Below are 22,926 nucleotides of genomic sequence, written 5' to 3'. Positions count from 1 at the left end.
AGCGCCTGTCCTTTGGCTTTATTTAGAATCTATAACCTACGCCGAATACAACGTTTCTACCAAGTAGCGGTCTCCCATAGAACCCATCCGCCGCAACGCTTTGTTCAACAATCGACTGAGGTCCACCAAACACACGTTGAATTGACTCTTCATCTGTCAGATTCTGAACGTTTATTCGAGCGTACCAGTCACCTTCAAGGCTTTCGAAATTAAGGCCAGTGTTAACTTGTGTGTAGGATTCAGTATAGTTTGAGTTGGCATCATCGAGAGGCACCTCATCCACATAGCGAAGCACTACATTGAAGTTCAAATAGCCATAGTCACCCAATGTCCATTCATAGTCTAAGCCCAAATTACCAAGCAGTTCAGGTTGGTTTGCTATCTGGTTACCATCGATAGATGTCAAATCACCTATCGCGGCATCAAGTTGATCTTGTGTAACATCAAAGCCGGGGCGAGGAGTCGCCGAACCGCCACTAGCAAACTCTGGCTTTTGATAAGTACCACTAATATTCAGGCTCAATGCATCAGTGATATCCCAAACAGCCTCAATTTCAAGGCCGACCGATTCACGGTCTGTTTGGAACTGAGCAATGACTTCTTGTCCATCAATCGTAAGACCTCGTTCCTGAATATCACCATCCTGCGTCAATCTGAAAATGTTGCTGGATATAGTGAAGTCACCACCATCATATCTAGCTCCAAGTTCCATCACATCCGTGCCTGTAGCACCTCTTGGGTTTGGTAAATGAGCTTCTGTATAACGACCATAAAGAGCAAAGTTGTCTTGTACTAAGTAGTTCGCACCGAACGTATAACTCCATTCTTTGGTCGTAAAGTCTTGGTCAGTTCTAAATGAACCATCGTATCGCTGAATTGCAGATACAGCCGGGGAAACTGTTGTGCCGGGCTCAGGAAGCGCAACTTGGTTTGGTCCGTCTCCAAAAAAGTTAACTGTGTTTGCTCTTTGAATAATGTTTGAGAACTCATCGTGTCGAGCACCCACATCGAGAGTCAATTGATCAAATTTGATTTCATAATCAACATAAAAAGCATTAATCTCATCAGTAATTGCTTCTCGATTCAACCAGTGGTTGTGGGTCAAGAATCCATCATCCGTAAGCGTTACTTGATCTCCGTTCGCATTCTGCAGATTTACATCCACTCTGCCTGCCTGAGGTCGTAAGTCAATTAGAAACAATTGCTGACGGTTATCCTGTTCCCTATCCATCTTCATGTAGTAGTAACCAGCAGAAACGTAATGTTCAGCATTGTCAGTATCGAAACTATAAGCCAACTCTAAATCTTGCTGGAAGCTGGTAAATGGATTGTCCTGATCAAATGCGGCAACAGGCATGAATATCCCATTTCCATTTGCAAGCGATGTTGCAGTCGAACTTGCTTCTCCTGCATCGATGATCCCGTTGCCATTTGTATCGGCAATTGTACCGTTATCAAGGACAGCCCCTTGTTGATTTGTGACTGTATATCCGGTTGGCGCAAAGCCTTCTGGCAGCGCATAACTATAGTTAACTAGACCTGCACCCATCGTATTTGTATTTAGCATGTTTGGAACAAGAGATTCTCCTGTTTGAAAATCACCGCCTAACGCAAACCCAGCAGCGTAATAACCTGAAAAGCGAGAACTAACGCTGGTGTACCTATTTCGGCTGGTAAACTCAAGCGCTGAACCGTCTTTTAAGTCCCAGTTCTTTTTCAATTCCGTGCCTAAATAAGTCATGTCGGAGGCATTACCGTCCAACAAATCCAATACACTAGGTTCATTGGGTGCAGAAAAAGTATTTGAAAGGGCGATTTCTCGGCTTAGTAAAGAACCTGTAGTAATGTCTGGACCACCGGGGAACTGCTCAGGATTTGCTGGATCACCGCGCAGTGGAACTGCTAAGTAAACAATATTATTCTCTTCAAAGGTACGTCCAGACATCTTGAAGTGCCCAGATCCATCTTCAAAATGGTATTTAAGACTTCCGTGAAGGTTGTAGCCTTCGTTTGCTGGAAAATCGACTTCTCTTACACCGTCATCCGTCGTGTAATATCCGGCAAGCGTATATTCGAGTTGTTCGTTAATAGGACCGCCTAACCATAGCTCAGTTCTAAACATTCCGAAGTCAGAAGTTTGAAAAAATACATCGCCCGATTGCTCTTGTGTTGCTTCCTTATGTCGGAAGTTAATAACCGCGCCTACTGCTGCAGTTCTCAGAATAGGTGCATTACCACCACGAATTGTATCAATTCCTCCTGTTGCGTTACTCACCCGATATAGAAAGTCAGGTGCATCCCTCATAATAGGAATTCCATCTTCCTCGAACTCCAAAAATTGAGTACCGCCTGCACCAACCCCACGAAAGCGATACTCATTGTTTGTATTACCTGAAGTATTTTCGACTTGAAGAGAAGGAATATTAGTCAACGCGTCTGAGATGTTTCTCGGTGCCTGACGAGCAATTTGTTCTTCTGTAATTTGGGAGAATGGGACTGAAGCTTCAATCAGTCGTTTTTGCATGTTCCCTATGACAATAATCTGCTCAAACGTTGACTTTTCTGCTTCAGGAGAGTCTACCTGCTGCTCATCTGTCTGAGCGATTACTTGTCCTGCCAATGCAAATGAGACCGCAAGAGCAAGAGGTTTAATTGTTTTTATGTGCATGTTCATTGTGTTACCTCGTGTGTCCTAATTCTACTGTCTGAAAACTAAAATTCGAAGCCAAAAGAGTAATCGTTTACGTAAAGTTAAACCATACAGCAAAAATTGTAAATACCAAGTAAACAAAAAAGTGTACTTTAACATCTATGGTGCCGCCTAACTGCTATATCTCTACATAGAAGAAAAATTAAAAACAACCACACGAGCAAAAAACCAAAAAGTAAACGTTTACTTTAATGACAAAGAATCAATAACTTGACTTCATGATCGTGAAAAGTGCTTCGTTCGAATCGTTGATAAACTTGGGACTGACACTAGAAGCAATAAGGAGTTTAATAATGTTTATTAATTGCTAAGTGAAAAATTTGAGCCGCTTTGGAAACTAAATAGGACTGCATTGTCAGTTGTATGAGAACTTTCCCCATACTCAAAAGGCAGTAAGATCAAAACTTTGCTGTCTTTTTTGTAAGTAGCTACATTTATCACTGCTCCAGCTACCAACATACGGCACAAAAAAACAGTTGAAATTAAAGGTCGTCAATATGTCAAAGTGGATGATTATTCTAGTTATTTGTAGTGCAGCGGCAGTCATAGCAGGCTATCACTACTACAAAACTCAGACCCATTGGGTAACTTCGGATGATTACAAGAGGCCAAGTCAAAATCCGGCAAAAACCTTAGTAGTCAGCTATTCAAGAACAGGGAATACAGAAATCTAACCAGCCCCCTCGCGCGGCGACCAGTCAAAGCCTGCCCGCTGGGAAATCTCATTATATATGCTTCGTCATCTTGGCACTGAATGGCGACATTACCGAGAATACCAGGCACTTTATGGGCAGGCTTTCCCAGATCAAGCATATCCGTTGTCAGAGCTTTCAAAGATAGAATTGCCCTCCCAGTATATTTTTCATTTCTGGTTCGACTTTGCATGGCAAGTCGGACTAATAGAAAAACGTGAAAGCACCGATGAAAATACAAATGGATTTTCCAAAGAAATCATAGCTACGCCTCTGTTTATTGAACTGATTTCTGCGCACATATGAATCCGTTGATAAAAAACGTCATTTACTCTAATCGAATGTGTGCTGCATCAGTAATCATAGCGTCTTCAATAAACATCAATTTATTTGTTATGGCATGGAATTTAAAACCAAAACACGCCGTTTATCTGAGTCTGATAGAAAGGGATTCCACCTAAACCTCATCACCTTTGTTTGGGGCTTCATGGACTGGGGGAGGGAGAATCGGGTAAAGTGGCTATAAGCATTTTCTTTGCGAAAAGCTGTTAGTCATGCAAAGAATTTGCAAAGCGTCATTATTACAATTTAACTTACTGATTTGAAATAATTATTTCAAACACTAACTTTTCAAAATCCGCTGCTAGCGATAGCGTGGCGGTTCAAGTCCGCCCACTGGTACCAAACATTAAACCAACTTTTCAGTCGGTTTTTTTGTGTCTGAATTTCAGCAAATCGCCACGCAAACGTGTCGGCCGAGTGTCGGTCAAATCAAAGCCCGCCCACTGGTACCATCTTCTTCTTTTAGAAGCAGATACTGAAACCGACTTTTGAGTCGGTTTTTTTGTGTCTGAAGTTCAGCAAATCGCCACGCAAACGTGTCGCCGAGTATCGGTCTATCCAAGCCCGTTCACCGATGCCATCTTCTTCTTTACAAGCAGATACTGAAACCGCACTTTGAGTCGGCTCTCGCCCATAAATAAAAGGATTAGCATTCATTTTACCCTGTTGATAACACTATCCCGTCTAGTAACCGGCATGGCACAACGACTCATCACTCTTATTCTGCAATCCCCAAGGTCGAAAATATGCGATATACATCATAAGCACCTGTAATTTAGATTAAATGCATAACTCGAACTTATCAGGAGTACAATTCGAAAGCTCAGCTCCCAACCATTGCTGAAACCGCTCCTCTTTTGCTTTCAGGTTTTGTGAATGTCGTATTAGTAAGTAATTATGCCCTGACGGGCAAAAACCAAATGGAGCAATAAGCCTCCCAGCTTTAAGGTCGTCAGCAACTAACGGAAGTGAGCCGATTGCTGCTCCCAGACCATCAACCGCAGCCTGTAGACAGAAGTAAAAGTGATCAAACGATTGGTTAGACTTATTCAGGTGAAGAGCATGATGTGATACCGCGATCCAATCATCCCAAGCATCTGGACGCGTTTTACTATGAAGCAAAGTAATACTCGCATGATTGTTCTGGATCATGTTCCAATACTGAGGAGACATTACCGGGCCAACCCATTCTTCAACCAAATTGTGTTTCGCGTAGTCAGAAGGTATATCAAAGTCATCTCGGCGGATTGCCATTGCCAACCCCGCCTCACTTAAAACAACGGGGCCGCCCGCTGTAGACAGCCGGATATCAATCTCAGAGCTTTGATAGAAATTTGAAAGCCTTGGCATAAGCCAACGCATAGTTAATGTTGGTTCACAGGAAACCTCAAGATAATCATTTGTTGTTTCTTTTAGCTTACTGATGCCAGTATTTAACGCATCAAAAGCTACATTGGTATATCGCTTAAGCAACTCCCCGTCCTGAGTAAGATTCATTCCCCGACCATTTTTATAAAACAATGTCTTAGAAAGATACATTTCTAACAGTTTTATCTGTTTACTTACTGCTCCGTGAGTTATATACAGCTTATCTGCCGCTTCACTATAACTGGTAGATTCTGCTGCAATATGAAAAACATGAAAGGCTTTAAGGTGTCTCATCTGTGATTTTTTCTCACACTAACTAAGCGTTTATTTCGATTATAACTCGCTCTTTAGTCATTACAATGACGGTAAGCTAGAGGAGTAAAGAGAGTAGAAATGGAAATAATCAGCTATGCAGCTTTAGGCCTATTAATCGTTGTAAGCCCAGGGCCAGACTTCATATTAGTATTAAAAAATAGCCTATGTAGTGGAAGGAAGGCAGGATTAATGACTGGAATAGGCATTGGCCTTGGCATTTGTATTCACGTTAGCTACTCAACATTCGGAATTAGTCACTTTTTATCACATAACGAGGCTATTTTTGGTTTAGTTAAATACGCAGGCTCAGCGTATCTGATCTATCTTGGTCTCTCAGGATTGTTTAACTCGAAACTTACCATTGACATTAAGAATAAAAAGACGGTTGATAGCAGTGCTAAGAAATGTTTTGCACAAGGCTTTTTGTGTAACGCATTAAACCCTAAAACAATGTTATTTTTTCTCAGTGTGTTTAGTCAACTGGTGTCACCGGAAAGTGAGAACAACTTTATGTTTGTATTGATATATGGTCTGTACATCACGTTACTACACATTATTTGGTTTTGCTTTTTGGCATTTCTTGTTACATCCACCAAGGCTCTCGGTACCTTTCAGCAATTTAGTCGCATTATAAATCAAGCTTGCGGAATGGGACTTGTGATCTTTGGTGTGATGTTATTTACCAGCAATTAATCGGACATCGAACGTAACTTTTTTATTTAATAGAAACAATCAACGTAAATATCGGAAAAATAATGGCTAACGCAATAAATTTAAAAGATAAATTTGGAAAATTTAATGATTTTTGGTCTCCTCGGGTTATTTCGGAGTTGAACGACTATCAAATAAAACTAGCAAAATTTGAGGGAGAGTTTACTTGGCATGACCACAAAGATACCGATGAGCTATTTTTTGTTATCTCCGGCTCTATGCGCATTGAGCTTCGAGGAAGCTGTGTCGAATTAAATGAAGGGGAAATGTACATAGTTTCTAAAGGAGTCGAGCATAAGCCTGTAGCAGAAAAAGAGTGTCACGTAATGCTCATTGAGCCCAAAGGCGTGGTTAATACTGGTGATACAGATAGTGGTCTTAGAGCTGAAAACGACGTTTGGATTTGACGGCCACTACCACTTGTATATTTTGGGGATAAGCGAGACTTATTCTCAATAGCTTTGCAAAGCTATTTATAAGAGAATTAAGGCACTGATTTATAAGAACAAAGTACACGATAACCTTTCAAAATCCGTTGCTAGCGATAGCGTGGCGGCCGAGTGTCGGTCCAATCAAAGCCCGCCCACTGGTACCATCTTCTTCTTTTAGAAGTAGATACTGAAACCGACCTTTGAGTCGGTTTTTTTGTGCCTGAATTTCAGCAAATCGCCACGCAAGGGGGGTCGCCCGAGCTTCGCTTCATCGCATGGGGACCAATCAAGCTCGGACTCAGGTGCCATATCTTCTATGCCACTGCATCCCAATATGCGTCTAGCAACCTCTGGGTTAATAGGGCCAAGTGTTGCGCTTTTGCATTTTCGGTCGATTCCACATCCGATGTTAGCGCCGCAAAATTTCTCATCATAAAGACTGACTGCGCTTCTGAGGAATCTGCTTCAATATATTGATGCTCGCTGGGTTGCTGCATTTCTTTGCGCTTAGTAAAACCGACAACATGGTCTTGGTTATCAAATGCAAAACCATTCTTCCAATCAAGTACATAGTCAGACATGCTAAATACTCCCTCATGACCCAGAATATCTAAATCCATCAGGCACGTTCCAACGTTGTAGCCAAAGTCAAAGGTAGACGATTTGCCATCTTCAAACACTGCAACGCCCGAACCTCGGATGACAGCATTGGTTTCCTCGTCCCTAACAATTGCGCCAGAAATTTGTTTTAGCGGTGCCGTAGGCTTCAAATACTCGGCAATGGCCCGCATTGAATACCAAGTCATGTCACCCACTGCGCCTGTCGGCTCTTTTGAGGTATCGAAACGGATGTTAGTTTTATCCATGAATGGGAAGAAAAAAGACGTTCTAACCGCTTGTGGTGCACCTATTTCCTTCTCCATTATGTCATTAACGACTTTAGTCCGCGGATTATGGGTGAAATGCGTAGCGTCCATAAAGCTAACACCATTCACATTTGCTGCATTTATCATGTTTTCTAGTGACTTTGCGCTTGAGTAAGGCTTTTCCACCAGCAAATGCTTTTTGTTTTGTGCGCCATAAATCGCAATTTCTTCTTTGCTTGCCGTTGGTGTTGCTACATAAATTGCATCAATCGAGTCTGACGCTAACATCTCTTGCCATGTATCAAACACGAGGTTAATGCCATGCTCATCAGCAAATGCTTTAGCTGAAACCGGGCGGCGACTTGCCACGGCTGCTAATTCAATACTTTCTACCTGCTTTACTGCATTTGCGATAATACCCGCTATCATGCCTGAACCAACAATACCTAAACGTAACTTATTCATACTTACCTCCAGTGATTAATTGACGGGAAGTTTAAGTACAAACTAGAATCACAAGAAATGAATAGGTTAAATAACACCAATCCAATTTATGAATATCTCAACCAAAGACGTAAACTTACTTTATGTATTTAAGGTTTTATTTGAAGAGAGGAACTTATCCAATGCAGCTAAACGCATGGCTCTTAGCCAGCCTGCACTTAGCCATAAGCTAAATAAGTTAAGGAATGAATTCGATGACGCGCTTTTCGTAAGGGCAGCTAGAGGCTTAACCATAACCCCATTAGCTGAACAAATTGCGCCGCTCGTATTGCAAGCCGTTCAATCTATCGAAGGCTTATATCATCAACTCGAATCTCAAAACTTTTTACTTAATGAAGATATTGTTCACATATATACGACAGACTTTATTGAGCAACTGTTATTGCCTGATCTGCTAACGCGAATAGAAACGAAGGCACCAAACCTTAAAATAGTCTGCCACAATACCTTGGGCAAAGTGCCCAAAAAAGAGTTGGAAACAGGCGAATGTGATTTAGCTATTGCAGGCTTTTACAATGAGTTACCTGATACCTTTTATCAGCAAAAACTAAGAGACGAGTCTTTCGTTGTTTTAAGTAGCAGCGAAAAGCTTGCCCCAACAGCGCAACTAGACCTAAACACTTTTTTAGACGCTAGGCATATCGTCACTACACTAACCGGAGATCTTGACGGAATAGTAGATAAAGCACTACGTAATCTAAACTTAACCAGAAATGTTGTTGCTGGCGTTTCAAGTTTTTTAACGCCCCCGCTTATTGCAAAAGATACAAACTGCATTTTAGTGTGCTTGGAGTCTATCGCTAAAATGTATGCTTTCACTTTCGACAGATTAACCATACATAAGTGTCCAATTGACTTACCAAAGGTAAACATTAGCCAAATATGGCACGGACGCACGCATCAGGATCCAATGAGAAGGTGGCTAAGAAATGAAATACACCAAGTCTTGTCTAATTGAATAGAGTGAAAATTTACTGTTTGCCTAGAAGCAATAAAAAATAAGCTTCGTTGCAGTAAGCGCTTGAAGGCTGCAATAAACTTCGCTCGACAACCCACATTCTTTAATCACTTAACCAATTGATTCAAAGTCAATTTATACAATATCCCATTAATCCCAAACATAGTTACTAAAACACTACTAGTTGCTTAAAGTTAAAAGGTCACTAAAATAAACTACCTATAAGCAATAATCTTTATTCAATTTTTTTTGGGAGTTTTGAGATGACCACCACAAAAGCAGGCAATGTACTAATTATTAATGCACACCAGTATTACCCTTTCTCGGAAGGCAAGCTAAACGCATCTTTCGTCGATAAAGCAGTAACGCTTCTTGAAGCTAAAGGCTATAACACTCGTGTAGTGACAATGGCCGAAGAGCACAACGTTGAAGAACAGTTGGCCCATCATCAGTGGGCTGACATTGTCCTTCTACAGGCACCAATTAACTGGATGGGTGTGCCATGGTCTTTCAAGAAGTATATGGATGAAATCTACACTGCAGGTATGGGTGGAGCCCTATGTGCCGGCGATGGTCGCGTTGAAGAAGCGCCGAAGAAAAACTACGGCACAGGCGGTACCCTTACCGACGTTAAATATATGATGTCTTTAACCTTCAATGCTCCAGAAGAGTCATTTAACGACAGCGAAGAGTTTTTCGAAGGTAAATCTGTAGACGATTTACTATTTCCAATGCATATGAACTTTAAGTTCTTTGGCATGAAGCCAATGGAAACTTTCGCTAGCTTTGACGTAATGAAAAACGCCGATGTAGAAAACGATTTCAAACGTTTTGAAGCCCACATCAACAAGCATTTTTAAGGATTTATCATGAGTACTGAATTCACCAATAAGTTACATGCAGGTTCTGCTTTTCCAGATATTTCAGCAAAGCTGTTAAATGGCGACACTAAAAAGTTAGCGACACCTGAGAACGGTCTTGATTGGAAAATGATAGTGGTTTACCGAGGGCAACATTGCCCACTGTGCACTCGATACCTCAATCAACTTGAGAGTGTTAGAGGTTATCTTGCCGAAACTGGCGTAGACCTTATTGCGGTGTCTGGCGACGGTAAAGCGCAGCTTGAAAGTCACCTGCCTAGGTTGGACATTAACTTTCCAATTGCGTACGGCTTAACGGTGGAGCAAATGGAAGAATTAGGCGTATATATCTCTGATCCAAGATCTCCTCAAGAAACTGATCACCCGTTTTCTGAGCCCGCGCTGTTTGTTGTGAACAATGAAGGTAATGTGCACGTCGCTGATATTTCTAACAACCCATTTGTTAGACCTGAGTTAGAGACATTAGTAAGTGGTTTGGGCTGGATTCGTAACCCTGATAACAACTACCCTATTCGCGGTATGCACAAATAAGCGCACTGATGAAGTTAGTGTCAGGGTTACTTGGCACTAACTGCATTATCTTGGCGCATACGCTTACTTATATTTGCCCTCTCCCACCAGCAGACCAATTTAGAAACAATCTTTATTTGATTTTTATAGCGCAAACATTATATTAACGCTCGTCGAAAATTCGACATTCAAAATCAGAAAGGGAAATATAATGAAAAAAATAATTGGACTAGCTGCTGCAAGCCTTATTCTTACCTCAGGTTGTGCCACAATTCTTACCGAAGAAACACACAAAATAAACGTTACAACAACTAGCGGTGAAACGACTACAGTTACTGTTGATGGCATGTCTCAAACAGTTCCTGGTGTAGTTACTGTTAAGAAAGAGAACAAAGATAAAGTGCTAGTTGCTGACGATGCAAAATGTACCGACGTTAACTTGAACAAAGAAGTCGAATCTGCGTTTTTCATCAACATTATTAGTGGCGGTGTATTCGGTTCGTCTACCGATTACGGCTCAGACAAAATGTGGAAATACCAAGATTCAGTAAGCGTACCTTGTAAATAAGATATGTTTACTCGAATTCTAAAAGGAAGCATTCTTGCTTCCTTTTTTTTGATTTTTTCAGCTAATTCCACGGCCAGTGACGTTACTCAAACTAGCTACTCGAAAGTTGATAGCGCAACGTTACAGCAAATAGCTAACGACCCGTTGTGGCACCTATTGTTACAACTAAAAAATGGGAAGCCAATTACTAACGACACCTCTATCTATATATCAAAGTCGTTCGTCAGCCCGTTGGCCGAAGCGCAAGCTACCATAGACCTTTTTCAGCGTAATACCCAAAACATTTGCAACTACCCTGCTCGTTTACGGCTGCTCAAGCGTTACATACCAGAATTCGAATCTATTACCCCTGCCGAGCACTGCGCAGAATATCGCAAATTTGTTGAAAGTGTTCCGGCCGATAGTATCAAACTAATTTATGCCTCAGAAAATGTTACATCTGCGAGCTCTATGATGGGGCATATTATGCTTCGACTAGATGGAACTAACTATAAAGGCATTCCCGTTAAGCACGGTATTACGTTTTTTACAGAATTAGACTCTTTAAACGTCCCTCACATCATGTACGAAACATTGATGACAGGAAAAGAAGGCGTATTTAAGGTTGCTCCTTACCAAGAATTTGAGCAGTTTTACCTCTATGAAGAGCAAAGAAATATTTGGCGATACACGCTAGATTTCAGTGAGCAGCAGCGCCACTTTGTACAAGACTACATATGGGAATTGGGACAGCAGAGCCCCGCTTATTTTTTTCATATATTCAACTGTGCCACCGTTACTCAGTTGTTGGTAAATATTGCTCGTCCTGCTCATCTAAATCAGGTTGCAAGCTGGCTGACCCCTCTTGATGTTGTTAAATTTGCACAAGCAAACTCTCTCGTTGCATCAACCCAATTTGTTCCTTCTAACAAATGGGAAATAACGACGTTAGAAGAAAGTATCGGGAGTAAACGCGCGTCTGCCATATCTTCGCATTTAGCTCGCGCTCAGCTAGATTCATTATCACTTTCGTTTGTTGAAACCAAATACGCACTGGCGCTTAATCAATACTTTAGGTCAGCTCAAACAATTTCAGAACAGCAATATCAAAAGAACTCCGCTGAAATTGCAGCGTTTGATGCTAAATATCAACACCTTTCTTTAGACGTGTCTGAGTTTCCTGTTCCTTCCACTCGCCAGCAAGAAGGATATGTTGCTGCCGGCTTCACTCATCAAGACAGCCGTTCGTTTATGTCAATTCGAGCCTTTCCTGTTGCAAGAAGGCTAGCCGACGACAACAGAAGCATGATTGGTGAAACCGAGCTTATCTTGGCCGACGTTGAGTTCAGAGTTGGTTTAGAACAAAGCAACTTAGGTGATATCTATATGGACAAGGCCATGCTTTACCAAATGGTGTCGCGGGTACCTGTTACACAAAATATAAGCAACTGGTCATCATCATTTAACATAGGGCTAAACCGCGTGCTAACTGACGAGCGAAAACGCAAACTCATTGTGCAATCGGAGTTTGGGTTAGGCTTAACACGTGAAGTAATGCAAGGTTTAGGGGTGTATAGCGACATCATAGTAGGTGCAGGCGCTAACAAGCACGAAGCATTTGTGTACGCCAAACCCGTTATTGGGCTATATGCATATACAAAACTGAATAGTAAGTTGGCGATTAGCTTAAGTAGGACCTTCAACCAATATGGAAGTGATGAGCCAATCGATGCAGCATCACTTAGCTTGCACCAATATGGTTTCGAAAACATCGCGTTAGATTTTGAAGTGAATATACAGAAAGTTGCCGATGAATATGAATCTAGCGCAGCTTTTATGTTGGGTTATCGTTTTTAATTTACTCATAGTGGGATGTATTGGGGTTACTTCATTTGGTGCTGCCTAACAATTGAAGTCCCCCACCAAACCAATTAAAGTCGCTCAGCACAAACCCTTCTCACTTCTTAAAAGGCTTTAATTAATGAACATTGAACGAATGGAAACTAAGCAGCGCATGAGTCGTATTGTGAAGCACAATGGCGTCATCTACTTATGCGGGCAAGTATGCGCAGATGCCACGCAAGATATTACTCATCAAACTCAAACCATGTTAGATAAAGTCGACAGTCTGCTTATACAGGCAGGCAGCGATAGAAAGCATATGCTTTCAGCGACCATTTACCTTAAAACCATGGATGATTTTGCGAAAATGAATGAGGTGTGGGACAACTGGGTACCAGAGGGTTACGCTCCGGCGCGAGCTTGTGTTACAGCCGATATGGCGCGTGAGGCTCTGCTTGTAGAAATCTCAGTTGTTGCTGCTGAGATTGCAGACTAAGCATTAAAAGCAAGAACGGATTCTAGGCTCTATGATTGATGATATACCGCAATTACATAGAGCCCTTCCATGCTAAATTTATCCAAATTTTTCTCGCCGTAATATCTCTGAAATAAATATCCTATAGCGTATAAGGTTCTCTGAAAGTGCCGTCAAAAGCACTATTTCAAAACGCACATTGCTCCGATACGAGTTTTCATGAAGAAATTGAAACGCTATCAATACGAACGATATGCCATCCTCTGTCAACTCGCCTACCCCGATGCCGACGCGCAATACGAAAAAATACTCGACCCTTTTCATGAACGACATCTTGTCGATAAGTACGGCAGAATGAGCGTGAGGATCCTGTGGGTAGAGAACAAAAAAGAAGTCATCATCGTTTTCCGAGGTTCCTTAGGCTTCAAAGATTGGTTTGCTAACCTGTTTTTCATACCCTATAAATTGCACCAGTTAAATAGAAGTTTCTTTGTCCACTGGGGGTTTGCCCGATTACTTGCGCAACCTATGTACTCAAGTACAAAAACCTCTGATGACGCCTTACCACTCAGAGAACTACTCGTAAAAGTATTAGAGCCACTTCGTGCACAAGGCAAACGGTTTTCATTTATCGGTCACTCATCCGGTGGTGCGGTCGCCGTGCTCATGGCCGATTATTTCGAAAGACGGTTCCCTAAGTCAGTAAAAAGAGTGGTTACCTTTGGGCAACCTGCTGTTGGCACCCGCTCTTGGTACAAGCATTACTTGTTACACCATCGAACGTATCGCATTTGCTGCGACCTAGACGTTATTACCTTTATGCCTCCCTTCCCTTTTTACTTCTGGCATGTGGGTAAAATGCTGTGGCTGCATGATGATAAAATTTATGAAAACACGCCTACTCACAGGCGATTTTTAATGTCTCTTAAAAGCTGGTTGTTGCGCCCTATTACCTACCACTACATGCGAAAATATATCCGCAACAAGTCTTTGTTTGACGAGCATTAAAGCGATCATTTTTGGCCATTTGCGCGTAATTTAAATGAGTTAATACACGCATACCCATCCCAATGAGTTAGTTGGCAGGCGAGAGGAAAGATGGCTTCATTAATGGTAGAACGCGCAAGAGCAGCACTCAAAAACGCATTTGTCGGCGACGCACTCGCTATGCCGGTGCACTGGTTTTACAACCCTGCCGATATTTATAAAGCCTTTCCATTAGGTATCGAACAATTTGAAGATGCTCCAACGTTCCACCCCTCTTCAATAATGTCGCTACACTCTACTCAGCAAGGTGGACGGGCAAACAAAGCATCAGCTAGCCAAAAAGAGATAGTGGGTGAGGTTATTCTAAAAGGAAAAAGGCAGTACTGGGGTAAAGACAACGTTCATTACCATCAGGGAATGAAAGCAGGTGAAAATACGCTTAATGCCCACTGTGCCCGTATTGTTTTAACCTGCGCGCTTAAAGGCTATGACGCAGATGAGTTTTTAAACCAATACATTAGCTTTATGCGCGCCGATGTTCCTAAGCACCCCGACACGTATGCCGAGTCTTATCACAGAGGTTTTTTCGCAAATCTCGTACAAGGCATTCCGGCAGAAAAATGTGGAGCGGTTACCCACGATACAGCTTCGATAGGGGCTTTTGTATCAGTAACACCTTTAGCGGTAGTAGAAGCAGCTAAGAACACTGCGCTTAATGACATCAAACACCTGTGTCGTAAGCATCTATATTTAACTCATCCCGACGAGTCGTTAGCTTCAGTCTGTGATTACTATGTAGAGCTGATATACAAATTGGTTCACCGCCAAGATGAATCACCCAAAGACATTTTAGATGAAATTGCGCGTAACTCAGCAGGGTTGAACTTGCCGTCCCTTACGGCAAAAAACAAAAGCGATATTGAAGTTGTAGGGCGCATGTATTCGCCAGCGTGTTATATCTCAGACGCCTGGCCCGCCGTTTTGTATTTCGCATACCGCTACGCAGATAATCCGAAAAGAGCGCTTGTAGCAAACACTAATGTGGGCGGTGACAACGTGCATCGCGGTTTTGTGTTAGGGGCCATACTAGGTTTAATGCACGGGGCAGAAATAATGCCATGGTTTAGTGAATTAACTGATGCGAAAAAGCTAAATTCGCTGATCGATTCGCTCGCCGAGGAATAATTAGGATATAAAAGTATTGTAGTTTAAGGCTGTGTACTTTCAGGGCGAAGCGAATGTCTAACTGAGCGCATTGTAAGCTACTAATTAATGATGTTCGCTTCACCCTAGTTAACTTTGTGGCAAAATCTTACAGCGTAATCGTTTGACCCGTTTTCGCTGCCTCAAATATCGCGTTAACAATCTTAATATCAGCAAGCCCTTCACTACCAGGTACCATTGGCTGTCGCCCAGTTAATATGGCTAGGGCGTCGTTATCCATTTGAAGTGTTTGCTGCATACCGTCAATAGGTGGCAGTGTTTTCCCATCAGATGTTGTACCCGTAACACCGTTGTAGCTCTGCATTGGTTTTAGCTGATACCAACCGTCTTTACAGTCAGCTTTAAAATGGTTAAACCCTTTTACTACGCTAGTGCCGCAATCCGCCACCAGCCCGTTACCAAAGTCCATGGTGAATAAGGTAGTTTCATCAACTTCAGTAAACTTGTTTGGGAAGCGCTTTGGAGGATGACTACCGGTAACAGACAAGGGCTCTCGCCCCGTTAAAAAGCGCGCACTGTTTATTGCATAAACGCCCATGTCATAAAGGGCACCGCCTCCCATATGCTTTTTCATACGCCAGTTGTCAGCTGGTCTACCCTGCCCCGCATAACCAGCGAAGCTCGACACGGCAGTTATATCTCCGTAGGGTTTCGTTTCAAGGTATTGATGAAAAGTGCGGGTATTAGGTTCGTGCTGCATGCGATAACCAATAGACAGGGTCACATTATTTTTACTACAGGCATTGATGATGGCCTGGCACTCCTCACTATCCATGGCCATTGGCTTTTCACACCACACGTGTTTCCCCGTATTTGCGGCTTGCACTGCGAAGTCTTTATGCGTACCTGTGGGGGTAACGACATAGATAATGTCGATATCGTCGTTATTCGCTATTTCTGCCATTGAGCTGTATGTATATACGTTGGGGTCTTTAATACCGTATTTTCTTTGCCACTTGGGAATTTTTTCTTCGCTACCCGTGATGATGCCTCGCAGCTCGCAATGCTTGGTGTGCTGTAGCGCTGGCGCTAATAAATTTGTGCTGTAATTGCCTAAACCAAGCAAGGCTACGCCTAGTTTCTTCTTAGGTGTCTGAGCGAGTAAATAAGGGCTGTGGGCAACGAGTAAACCTGAACCCGCTATTTGAAGGAAGTGACGACGAGTAATACCAGGCATTAGCCCTCTCCATAAGACAATAATCCATGTTTGATTTTAATAGTGCTTTACTTGCCTATACAGATCACCCAAATATTGTCGAAGAAGATACGAAGACTAGAGTTTGAAGGAATTGAACTTTAAACATGAAATTTTCGTAATATTTATACTCTTTCTTCTTCAAGATTGACGAAAAAATCGCGCAAATTTCGCTTCTCACCCAAGGCTAAGACATGGATAACGCTGGCTCTACTAACGAACAACAACGAAAGAATTTAACTGGTGCGTACCCTAAAATAGCCAAGCAAACTAAGTTGCTGAACACCCTGGTGATCTTCGCCTTTATTTACACCATGTATTTAGCGAAATCACTTCTAATTCCACTGTTCTTTTCAGCTTTTATAGCCTTACTACTCAGCCCACTTGTCGCCATTGCTAGAAAGGTATATGTGCCACGGACAATTTCGGCTGGCGCTCTAATTGTACTGTTGGTAGCCCCCTTTACTTTGTTATCAGTACAGCTCGCTGAGCCCGCCGAACGTTGGCTGCACTCCCTACCTAAAATAGCTGCCGAAATAACGGAAGAGATAGAAGAAATTAGTAGCAGTATTGACGCCTTTACTACCCCTCCACCTCCTCCCGAGACCGAGACCGAAGAAAGAGAGTCTTCGATTTTTGATTGGTTTGGCGACAAGGATGAACCCGATATTCCGGAGACTCAGTCTGATAAAACAAATTCAGTGACCGACAAAATTAAGCAAACCGGCATTGATATGGGTTTAACGCTTTTTAGTAGCGCGCCTTTTTTGCTAGCGCAAATGCTGGGCTGTGTAGTATTAATCTTTTTCTTGTTAGTTTTCGGTCCTAACCTGTTTCACGTTTTCATAAGAGACTTTCCCGTGGTTACGGATAAAAGACGAGCATTAGTGTTAGTCGATCAAATCCAACGGGAGCTTTCTTCATACATAGTAACGATTAGTATTATAAATACTTGTTTAGGGCTGGCTACCGCAGGCGCATTTCATTACTTTGGTATCGAAGATGCCTTATTGTGGGGGGCACTAGTCGCTTTAATGAACTTCGTACCCTATTTAGGTGGCGTTGCTAGCTGCGTTGTACTTCTTGTTGTGGGGCTAGTTCAGTTTGGGCTTACAAGTAGTGTATTTTTACCCGCGGGGGTCTTTCTTATTTTAAATATCACCGAGTCTCAGTTGATCACACCGGCTGTTTTAGGACGAAGTATGCAGCTTAATCCACTCATTATTATAATTTGGATAGCAATAACAGGTTGGTTGTGGGGCGTAATTGGTGTGTTGCTTGCTGTACCTATCTTAATGTGTGTGAAAATAATACTGGCAAACTTAGGGGTGTTTAACCACTGGATAAGGCTTATTGAGTCGAAGTAACACCTTCTTATCTTGCTAAAAATACGACTTCCGTTGCAATGAAAATATGGAAAGATGTAATAAGTGAGTTTTATTTAAGGTGTTTCTAAATAAGGAATGAAGCGACCTAATACGATAACGCACAACCATAGCGCTATAGATAACCAAGCCACTACCGCTGCTTCTTTGCCTATCGTTGGTGGCTGGTGAGTCTTATGTAGTTGCGGTTTTACTCTTTTTACAAAGTAAATCGTATTAACACCGGCTAGCCCAATAGCCAGCATCTTAAGCCCGAAAGCAAGGTTAACTAGGTATCGTCCAGGGTCGCCTACTACAAATAAGACACCCGAAATCAAATTAATAGCAAAACCGATAAGGGCAAAACGGAGAAACAACTCAACATTGTTTAGCGGAATTTTTTTGGCTACACCTACAAGACGTAAATCTACGATCAGCAGAGCCCCAAAAAGCATGCTCAAACCTAAAAAATGTGCCATTTCTAATATTGGAAATACTGCGGCATTGTCCATAACGAAATGATTAAGCTGGCTTGATTGTAATGTATCGATCACTGTGGATAGAAAAGTATTCATTTTTACGCCCCTAACCTGTGTAGCCAATCAAGCGGCCAGCAATAATAGCAAACACCCAACAAAGCAGTGCGACGACAGCCAGCGTCTTATGCCTTTTATCGTTTTCGCTTGGTGATGACATCGCTTTTTTGACCATCAACTTAGTAAAAGTAAGCCCCAAAATGACCAATACAATTTTTACTCGAAAAGCCAAGTTGAAATAAAGTTCGGAAGCGTTACCGAAAAACAAAGCTGAACCAGATAAAAAGTTAATCACGAAGCCAACCAAGCCTATCGACCAATAGGGAGTAAAGGACGAAAGAGGTATGGTTGACGCAAATCCTAAAACACGAGCACATAACATCAATGAAACGCCCACCATAATCGCCATACCAATCGCATGCAGCGAGAGGATAATGGGATAGCCCCATTGCGTGCTTGATACAGTTGTTCCAATTTTTGTCTCTTCAAACCAATACAAAAGAGGTTTGACCGATTGACCTGCTCCAACTTTTTCTGAGGCACGTGTTACACCTACCCCACCTAAACTGTCTGACCCTCGTTCAGCGGTTAGATCTTCACATTCGTAGTCTATGTATTGGTCGCTGGTGAAGGTTACCTGATCTTGCCCTTCCATTGGTGACGCTAAATATAGTGGGTCTGTTATCGTATATTTTCTGGTTAAAACAGTGCCATCTTCACTTAACGTAAAGCGCTCTACAATCGTCATCTGTGTACTGTTCTTAGCTGGAGAAGGTGGGCCTGGTCTTCCCTCGGGGCCACTTCTCCCCTCACTAGGCATACCTTGTTCACCGTCTGGGCGTGGTGGTCGGTTTGCTCTTTCTTGCCCCGGTGGCGGGCCGCCAGGATTACCTCCAAGAGGCGCCATTATCCACCCTTCATCAAACCCTGTGGTTGTCACAACTAATTCCTCTCCTTCCCAATGTCCAGTAGAAAAACCGGCACGATTAGGCTGATAGTCTTTTGGAATAGTAGTGCCATCTAGATAAATAGTACGCTTTAAGTTCATGAAGCCGTATGTCAACGTAATACGTTTATCTGTTTGGTCAATATGATTAACCATCATATCGAACCACCAGTCCATAATGATGTTAGTTGGCTCACATTGATATCGAGGATTATCAGCGGATGTAGCGCCTTCAACCGCTTTTTCTCCGGCAGACGTTAACACTGCTTTGCCTCCGCCTCCGCCTGGAGGGCCACCGCCCGCTCGAACCATAGCCCAGTTTCCCGCAATATTTAGTAAACCGTCTTCGCGAAGGCGCTCACGCGAACTCAATTCTACGGTCTGCTCTGGAGAGGTGGTCTCAACATCGCCGCCTTCATCATGATGAACGTCCTCTTCATGATGGTCCTCGTCATGCTCTTCAGCGTGATAGTCTTTAGAAGGCTCGTTTTCTAAAGTACCTTCACTTGTTACAAGTACGTTTCCATGTTCATCAAACTCGCTATTTCGTGATGCAACAACGCCATTTTCAAACGTAATTTCTTTCATGTAACAAGTAGTAGGATCGGTTCTGTCTGGTGAACCTTTAATGGAAATAAAGCTACCCGTTTTGAAGAGCGACTGAGTCCAGCCTCTTCGCTTCAATAATGAACCAGACTGCAATTCGCACCGTTTGTTCGTAACTTTACCGGTTTCATCAATTGAGTCGAAATACACGTAAGCATGTGGGTTAACAAGACGAACCCTAGTGATGTTACCGCTAAACTCGACCGTTGCATTGGTATCGAATTGTCCGCTACTTCCGTGATGAGCGACTGCTGACAAAGACATTATTAGCGCAGCAAATGCACAAAAATAAGCAAAGTGGCGCATTACTTTTCCTATATAAATGGTTTTGAAATAGTGTCACTAGCCACTTAGGTTAGACATAGTTCACACTATCAAGAAAAGATATTCAAAGTAGGAAAATATCATAGTGAATAAGTTTTCCGCTCACCATAGGATAAGTGTAAAGATGGGTTAAAGTTTGTGCTTGAGAGTAGAGGAATTATTGCCTGTTTAGCCACTGTGCCGTATTTTACTTCACATCAATTACTCACTATCCAAATAACCTCTTACCCTCCAGAAGAAGACTCTCGATGTGAGCCAGAGCATATTAAGTCAACCTTTCACAATGCGCGGTACGATAGTCGCTCCACTAGACAGTTCAGCTGTGGGAAGTACTAATTTACTCGTTACCAGCTTTCATAGACTGTGAAAAAAGTGACCGTTAACTATGATATCCAAGCCGTCAATAAGCCCTATACCGAGACAGAATCTCGCACTACAACCTTCCGCCATAAACCCGAGCACTGCTCAACAAACTGTTTATGAATTGGATGAGATTGGTATTCATTTTGGGCCTCGACGCTTTCAAAAAACATGAGCTCAGACACATCAAAAGAATTATCAATAACATCGCGCTTTAAAGTATTGGCAGGTACACCGATATGAAGGGAATGAATTTGCGGTATAGCTTTTAAGGTCTCTAAGCCAGCAATCAACTTCGCTCTGTCTTCATTAGAGCCCGGATTGTTAAGCCAAAAATAAACCATATGAAGTATGGGGGGAAGCATACTATTTTTCATGCCCGAAGACTTAGCAATGCCTGAAGGTAAAGAACTTGGAGAGCTGGCACTAGCAGGTAATGCGGCAAAAGATGCCAGCGCGCCGGCACTTGTTACAAACTGTCTACGTTTTATATCCGTCATCTTTGATGCTCCATGGTTAAGCGCTTTATCGAAGGTCTACCTACCATCGCACTATGACGAAAACGAAGCAACTATAGCCAGCTATTATTTAGAATAGCTAGCTATGGTCAAAACTGCAGCAGCTACGACAACGCTTTGGGTACGTTAAGCGCATTCCGTGCGCCATTGGTCAGTTTCACTAACGCTTTTCGTACGTCCGTTGACGACATGCACGGCGCTTCAAAAGGGATAAACCAGGTCTGCTTTTCTGTACCGCAATGCATGCCTTCTGGAAATACGCTGTGCATTATCGGCGCTTCAACGTTGACTCCTATTTTATGCTGCAAGATAAGCTGCATCGCGTCCTGATGGTCTTCATTCATATGGGTGATCATGCCCTCTGGTGCGCTATGCCAGTCTTGGGCTTCAACGCGCCAATAGTTTTTATCAACCCAGTGGATTTTTCCGAAACCTCCAATAAAACGGACTCGCTCAGTACGAATAACGTAAAAATTGAAGTCGTGAGTTTGCTCGTATTTTTTAGCTTGTGGGAATAAACGAAGATACTGCGCTTTCACGTCATCTTGGTTCGCTAGCTCCGCACTCCCCATAATAGTCACGCGACCATTCGCCTGAGAGTCATCTTCACTAGCATCGAAAATGGTTAAGCTAACCTTGTCGTTCGCTTTAATATTGCGCGTATGCAGTGCGATATCGCTGATGTAGATAATTGCGTCACCGGCGGGCGTTAAATAATAAGGTACAACCGAGCCAAAAGGGTAGCCGGGCATTGATGTTGAATGCGTGCCCAATACACCGCTCTGATGGGTGCGGCTTAGCTGTTTTGCTTGAAATGCAATATCTTGCATGCTCATGGTTAACTCCGTTCTTGTTTTTCTGTTTTCGGTTTTCGCTAAAATTAATGTGTCACGAAAACTTGTTTTTGTTCGTTTTTAATTAGGTTTAACTGGGTGTGATAGCACCGAGATAGCATATCGGTAGTGAGCACTTGCGTTGGTGCTCCGTCGGCTAAGCAACGCTTTTCACCCAGTAAAATGAGTCTGTCGCAGTAAGGCGAAATTAAATTGAGGTCGTGACTTACGCAAATAATGCACAGCCCTTTTTCTCGTAACGCGACCAGTTGCTGCATGACCAGTTTCTGGTGACGTAAATCCAGCGCTGAGGTAGGTTCGTCTAACAGCAAAAGCTTGCCTTCCAACGTTTCATTCTGATCACCTGGCAATATTTGAAGAACTGCCTTGGCTAAAAAAAACCTTTGCCTTTCTCCACCAGACAAAGTTTGAATATTCCGAGCAAGTAAATGCGTAATGTCAAACTGCTCGGCTACAAGATTAATCAGACGACTTTTGTGTTCTAGCGATTCAATATGCTGATACCGCGCCAAATGAAGTAGCTCGTCGGCGATAAATCCAAATGGCGTTGCAGCGCTTTGTGCCATCACTGCACGCTGCTTTGCTAACTGGTTTGCGCTTAGCGAGCTAATCTCTTGCCCGTCAAGGGTTAGCGTTCCACCAGATGGCGTATCTACACCACTGAGCATACTTAGAAGCGTAGATTTACCGCATCCGTTTTCACCCGCTATCGCGGTAAACTCACCAGTGTTAAATGACAACGATATTTGCTCTAGCAAGCGCTTTTTACCTCTGGCAATGACAACATTTTTTAATGTAAGCAACTCAGTGTTTAACCGTTTGTCGTTATCGCTTTGCTCTAAGCTTTCAATTTTCATAGT

At 42.6% G+C, this 22,926-nt stretch carries 21 protein-coding genes; 11 read left to right on the top strand and 10 right to left on the bottom strand.

Annotated features, from left to right (window positions below; genetic code table 11):
- Nucleotides 1-22: 22 nt before the first annotated feature.
- From ACYX4N_RS05725 to ACYX4N_RS05715, 3 genes are all read right to left on the bottom strand, one after another.
- The gene (locus ACYX4N_RS05725; protein ID WP_476056421.1) at nt 23-2,524 is read right to left on the bottom strand and encodes a TonB-dependent receptor domain-containing protein; all 2,502 of its coding nucleotides are present in this window, start codon (nt 2,522-2,524) and stop codon (nt 23-25) included.
- Nucleotides 2,525-4,206: 1,682 nt separating this feature from the next.
- Nucleotides 4,207-4,401 (bottom strand): hypothetical protein, encoded by a 195-nt coding sequence (locus ACYX4N_RS05720; protein ID WP_476055896.1) that lies wholly within the window; start codon nt 4,399-4,401, stop codon nt 4,207-4,209.
- Between the two features lie 123 nt (nt 4,402-4,524).
- Nucleotides 4,525-5,406: a LysR family transcriptional regulator gene (locus ACYX4N_RS05715; protein WP_474854703.1), complete on the bottom strand. Its 882-nt coding sequence runs from the start codon at nt 5,404-5,406 to the stop codon at nt 4,525-4,527.
- Between the two features lie 99 nt (nt 5,407-5,505).
- Between ACYX4N_RS05715 and ACYX4N_RS05710 the strand changes: the two genes are divergently transcribed.
- Together ACYX4N_RS05710 and ACYX4N_RS05705 are read left to right on the top strand one after the other, a co-directional pair.
- Nucleotides 5,506-6,120: a LysE family translocator gene (locus tag ACYX4N_RS05710; RefSeq protein ID WP_474854701.1), complete on the top strand. Its 615-nt coding sequence runs from the start codon at nt 5,506-5,508 to the stop codon at nt 6,118-6,120.
- 62 nt (nt 6,121-6,182) lie between these two features.
- Nucleotides 6,183-6,545: a cupin domain-containing protein gene (locus tag ACYX4N_RS05705; RefSeq protein WP_438823648.1), complete on the top strand. Its 363-nt coding sequence runs from the start codon at nt 6,183-6,185 to the stop codon at nt 6,543-6,545.
- A gap of 338 nt (nt 6,546-6,883) precedes the next feature.
- Here ACYX4N_RS05705 and ACYX4N_RS05700 read toward each other — a convergent pair whose 3' ends face one another.
- Nucleotides 6,884-7,900, bottom strand: coding sequence for a Gfo/Idh/MocA family protein (locus ACYX4N_RS05700; protein ID WP_474854699.1), 1,017 nt, complete (start codon nt 7,898-7,900; stop codon nt 6,884-6,886).
- 88 nt (nt 7,901-7,988) lie between these two features.
- On the opposite strand from ACYX4N_RS05700, the gene ACYX4N_RS05695 reads away from it, so the two are divergent.
- The 8 genes from ACYX4N_RS05695 to ACYX4N_RS05660 all read left to right on the top strand — a co-directional run bounded on the left by ACYX4N_RS05695 (nt 7,989) and on the right by ACYX4N_RS05660 (nt 15,324).
- Nucleotides 7,989-8,897: a LysR family transcriptional regulator gene (locus ACYX4N_RS05695; protein WP_474854698.1), complete on the top strand. Its 909-nt coding sequence runs from the start codon at nt 7,989-7,991 to the stop codon at nt 8,895-8,897.
- Nucleotides 8,898-9,160: 263 nt separating this feature from the next.
- Complete coding sequence (locus ACYX4N_RS05690; RefSeq protein ID WP_474854696.1) at nt 9,161-9,757, top strand: NAD(P)H-dependent oxidoreductase; 597 nt, start codon at nt 9,161-9,163, stop codon at nt 9,755-9,757.
- Nucleotides 9,758-9,766: 9 nt separating this feature from the next.
- On the top strand, nt 9,767-10,309 hold the full coding sequence (locus tag ACYX4N_RS05685) for a redoxin domain-containing protein (protein ID WP_476055895.1): 543 nt from the start codon (nt 9,767-9,769) through the stop codon (nt 10,307-10,309).
- Nucleotides 10,310-10,499: 190 nt separating this feature from the next.
- Nucleotides 10,500-10,856 (top strand): hypothetical protein, encoded by a 357-nt coding sequence (locus ACYX4N_RS05680; protein WP_039223413.1) that lies wholly within the window; start codon nt 10,500-10,502, stop codon nt 10,854-10,856.
- A 3-nt stretch (nt 10,857-10,859) separates the two neighbouring features.
- Nucleotides 10,860-12,692 (top strand): lipoprotein N-acyltransferase Lnb domain-containing protein, encoded by a 1,833-nt coding sequence (locus tag ACYX4N_RS05675; RefSeq protein ID WP_476055894.1) that lies wholly within the window; start codon nt 10,860-10,862, stop codon nt 12,690-12,692.
- 124 nt (nt 12,693-12,816) lie between these two features.
- Entirely contained in the window at nt 12,817-13,173 is a 357-nt protein-coding gene (locus tag ACYX4N_RS05670; RefSeq protein ID WP_474854689.1) for a RidA family protein, read from the top strand.
- Between the two features lie 198 nt (nt 13,174-13,371).
- On the top strand, nt 13,372-14,160 hold the full coding sequence (locus tag ACYX4N_RS05665) for a lipase family protein (RefSeq protein WP_474854687.1): 789 nt from the start codon (nt 13,372-13,374) through the stop codon (nt 14,158-14,160).
- 90 nt (nt 14,161-14,250) lie between these two features.
- A complete protein-coding gene (locus tag ACYX4N_RS05660) occupies nt 14,251-15,324 on the top strand; it encodes an ADP-ribosylglycohydrolase family protein (protein WP_474854685.1) in 1,074 nt (357 codons plus the stop codon).
- A 127-nt stretch (nt 15,325-15,451) separates the two neighbouring features.
- Here ACYX4N_RS05660 and ACYX4N_RS05655 read toward each other — a convergent pair whose 3' ends face one another.
- Nucleotides 15,452-16,540 (bottom strand): Gfo/Idh/MocA family protein, encoded by a 1,089-nt coding sequence (locus tag ACYX4N_RS05655; protein WP_474854683.1) that lies wholly within the window; start codon nt 16,538-16,540, stop codon nt 15,452-15,454.
- A 212-nt stretch (nt 16,541-16,752) separates the two neighbouring features.
- Between ACYX4N_RS05655 and ACYX4N_RS05650 the strand changes: the two genes are divergently transcribed.
- Nucleotides 16,753-17,925 carry an AI-2E family transporter gene (locus tag ACYX4N_RS05650; protein WP_474854681.1) on the top strand — a complete coding sequence of 391 codons (1,173 nt, stop codon included), beginning with the start codon at nt 16,753-16,755 and terminating at the stop codon, nt 17,923-17,925.
- Between the two features lie 74 nt (nt 17,926-17,999).
- Here ACYX4N_RS05650 and ACYX4N_RS05645 read toward each other — a convergent pair whose 3' ends face one another.
- The 5 genes from ACYX4N_RS05645 to ACYX4N_RS05625 form a co-directional block, all read right to left on the bottom strand.
- Entirely contained in the window at nt 18,000-18,497 is a 498-nt protein-coding gene (locus tag ACYX4N_RS05645) for a DUF6644 family protein (RefSeq protein WP_474854679.1), read from the bottom strand.
- Nucleotides 18,498-18,507: 10 nt separating this feature from the next.
- Complete coding sequence (locus ACYX4N_RS05640; RefSeq protein WP_476055893.1) at nt 18,508-20,316, bottom strand: DUF6152 family protein; 1,809 nt, start codon at nt 20,314-20,316, stop codon at nt 18,508-18,510.
- Nucleotides 20,317-20,744: 428 nt separating this feature from the next.
- Entirely contained in the window at nt 20,745-21,194 is a 450-nt protein-coding gene (locus ACYX4N_RS05635) for a Dabb family protein (protein ID WP_476055892.1), read from the bottom strand.
- Between the two features lie 122 nt (nt 21,195-21,316).
- A complete protein-coding gene (locus ACYX4N_RS05630) occupies nt 21,317-22,048 on the bottom strand; it encodes a HugZ family pyridoxamine 5'-phosphate oxidase (RefSeq protein ID WP_476055891.1) in 732 nt (243 codons plus the stop codon).
- A 44-nt stretch (nt 22,049-22,092) separates the two neighbouring features.
- The gene (locus tag ACYX4N_RS05625) at nt 22,093-22,923 is read right to left on the bottom strand and encodes an ATP-binding cassette domain-containing protein (protein WP_476055890.1); all 831 of its coding nucleotides are present in this window, start codon (nt 22,921-22,923) and stop codon (nt 22,093-22,095) included.
- Nucleotides 22,924-22,926: the final 3 nt, after the last annotated feature.

The sequence above is a fragment of the Alteromonas sp. ABH4_452 genome (assembly GCF_056311825.1).
This window is presented reverse-complemented; position numbering and strand designations above follow the sequence as displayed.